This is a genomic window from Shigella sp. FJ200513, from assembly GCF_040495915.1.
In the GTDB taxonomy this organism is placed as follows: domain Bacteria; phylum Pseudomonadota; class Gammaproteobacteria; order Enterobacterales; family Enterobacteriaceae; genus ECMA0423.
Map to the genome: position 1 here is coordinate 1,830 of NZ_JBDYCV010000172.1, position 3,138 is coordinate 4,967.

The window sequence follows — 3,138 nt, forward strand, 5'->3', positions numbered from 1 at the left end:
CGAAAGAAACATCTTCGGGTTGTGAGGTTAAGCGACTAAGCGTACACGGTGGATGCCCTGGCAGTCAGAGGCGATGAAGGACGTGCTAATCTGCGATAAGCGTCGGTAAGGTGATATGAACCGTTATAACCGGCGATTTCCGAATGGGGAAACCCAGTGTGATTCGTCACACTATCATTAACTGAATCCATAGGTTAATGAGGCGAACCGGGGGAACTGAAACATCTAAGTACCCCGAGGAAAAGAAATCAACCGAGATTCCCCCAGTAGCGGCGAGCGAACGGGGAGCAGCCCAGAGCCTGAATCAGTGTGTGTGTTAGTGGAAGCGTCTGGAAAGGCGTGCGATACAGGGTGACAGCCCCGTACACAAAAATGCACATACTGTGAGCTCGATGAGTAGGGCGGGACACGTGGTATCCTGTCTGAATATGGGGGGACCATCCTCCAAGGCTAAATACTCCTGACTGACCGATAGTGAACCAGTACCGTGAGGGAAAGGCGAAAAGAACCCCGGCGAGGGGAGTGAAAAAGAACCTGAAACCGTGTACGTACAAGCAGTGGGAGCACGCTTAGGCGTGTGACTGCGTACCTTTTGTATAATGGGTCAGCGACTTATATTCTGTAGCAAGGTTAACCGAATAGGGGAGCCGAAGGGAAACCGAGTCTTAACTGGGCGTTAAGTTGCAGGGTATAGACCCGAAACCCGGTGATCTAGCCATGGGCAGGTTGAAGGTTGGGTAACACTAACTGGAGGACCGAACCGACTAATGTTGAAAAATTAGCGGATGACTTGTGGCTGGGGGTGAAAGGCCAATCAAACCGGGAGATAGCTGGTTCTCCCCGAAAGCTATTTAGGTAGCGCCTCGTGAATTCATCTCCGGGGGTAGAGCACTGTTTCGGCAAGGGGGTCATCCCGACTTACCAACCCGATGCAAACTGCGAATACCGGAGAATGTTATCACGGGAGACACACGGCGGGTGCTAACGTCCGTCGTGAAGAGGGAAACAACCCAGACCGCCAGCTAAGGTCCCAAAGTCATGGTTAAGTGGGAAACGATGTGGGAAGGCCCAGACAGCCAGGATGTTGGCTTAGAAGCAGCCATCATTTAAAGAAAGCGTAATAGCTCACTGGTCGAGTCGGCCTGCGCGGAAGATGTAACGGGGCTAAACCATGCACCGAAGCTGCGGCAGCGACGCTTATGCGTTGTTGGGTAGGGGAGCGTTCTGTAAGCCTGTGAAGGTGTGCTGTGAGGTATGCTGGAGGTATCAGAAGTGCGAATGCTGACATAAGTAACGATAAAGCGGGTGAAAAGCCCGCTCGCCGGAAGACCAAGGGTTCCTGTCCAACGTTAATCGGGGCAGGGTGAGTCGACCCCTAAGGCGAGGCCGAAAGGCGTAGTCGATGGGAAACAGGTTAATATTCCTGTACTTGGTGTTACTGCGAAGGGGGGACGGAGAAGGCTATGTTGGCCGGGCGACGGTTGTCCCGGTTTAAGCGTGTAGGCTGGTTTTCCAGGCAAATCCGGAAAATCAAGGCCGAGGCGTGATGACGAGGCACTACGGTGCTGAAGCAACAAATGCCCTGCTTCCAGGAAAAGCCTCTAAGCATCAGGTAACATCAAATCGTACCCCAAACCGACACAGGTGGTCAGGTAGAGAATACCAAGGCGCTTGAGAGAACTCGGGTGAAGGAACTAGGCAAAATGGTGCCGTAACTTCGGGAGAAGGCACGCTGATACGTAGGTGAAGCGACTTGCTCGTGGAGCTGAAATCAGTCGAAGATACCAGCTGGCTGCAACTGTTTATTAAAAACACAGCACTGTGCAAACACGAAAGTGGACGTATACGGTGTGACGCCTGCCCGGTGCCGGAAGGTTAATTGATGGGGTTAGCGCAAGCGAAGCTCTTGATCGAAGCCCCGGTAAACGGCGGCCGTAACTATAACGGTCCTAAGGTAGCGAAATTCCTTGTCGGGTAAGTTCCGACCTGCACGAATGGCGTAATGATGGCCAGGCTGTCTCCACCCGAGACTCAGTGAAATTGAACTCGCTGTGAAGATGCAGTGTACCCGCGGCAAGACGGAAAGACCCCGTGAACCTTTACTATAGCTTGACACTGAACATTGAGCCTTGATGTGTAGGATAGGTGGGAGGCTTTGAAGTGTGGACGCCAGTCTGCATGGAGCCGACCTTGAAATACCACCCTTTAATGTTTGATGTTCTAACGTGGACCCGTGATCCGGGTTGCGGACAGTGTCTGGTGGGTAGTTTGACTGGGGCGGTCTCCTCCTAAAGAGTAACGGAGGAGCACGAAGGTTGGCTAATCCTGGTCGGACATCAGGAGGTTAGTGCAATGGCATAAGCCAGCTTGACTGCGAGCGTGACGGCGCGAGCAGGTGCGAAAGCAGGTCATAGTGATCCGGTGGTTCTGAATGGAAGGGCCATCGCTCAACGGATAAAAGGTACTCCGGGGATAACAGGCTGATACCGCCCAAGAGTTCATATCGACGGCGGTGTTTGGCACCTCGATGTCGGCTCATCACATCCTGGGGCTGAAGTAGGTCCCAAGGGTATGGCTGTTCGCCATTTAAAGTGGTACGCGAGCTGGGTTTAGAACGTCGTGAGACAGTTCGGTCCCTATCTGCCGTGGGCGCTGGAGAACTGAGGGGGGCTGCTCCTAGTACGAGAGGACCGGAGTGGACGCATCACTGGTGTTCGGGTTGTCATGCCAATGGCACTGCCCGGTAGCTAAATGCGGAAGAGATAAGTGCTGAAAGCATCTAAGCACGAAACTTGCCCCGAGATGAGTTCTCCCTGACCCTTTAAGGGTCCTGAAGGAACGTTGAAGACGACGACGTTGATAGGCCGGGTGTGTAAGCGCAGCGATGCGTTGAGCTAACCGGTACTAATGAACCGTGAGGCTTAACCTTACAACGCCGAAGATGTTTTGGCGGATTGAGAGAAGATTTTCAGCCTGATACAGATTAAATCAGAACGCAGAAGCGGTCTGATAAAACAGAATTAGCCTGGCGGCCGTAGCGCGGTGGTCCCACCTGACCCCATGCCGAACTCAGAAGTGAAACGCCGTAGCGCCGATGGTAGTGTGGGGTCTCCCCATGCGAGAGTAGGGAACTGCCAG

2 rRNA genes are annotated in these 3,138 nt (G+C 53.3%); both read left to right on the forward strand.

The features are described 5' to 3' along the window. Positions 1 to 25: 25 nt before the first annotated feature. A 23S ribosomal RNA gene (locus ABZJ92_RS20620) occupies positions 26 to 2,929 on the forward strand. A gap of 95 nt (positions 2,930 to 3,024) precedes the next feature. Next, positions 3,025 to 3,138: ribosomal RNA gene (rrf, locus tag ABZJ92_RS20625) — 5S ribosomal RNA — on the forward strand; the annotation flags it as partial.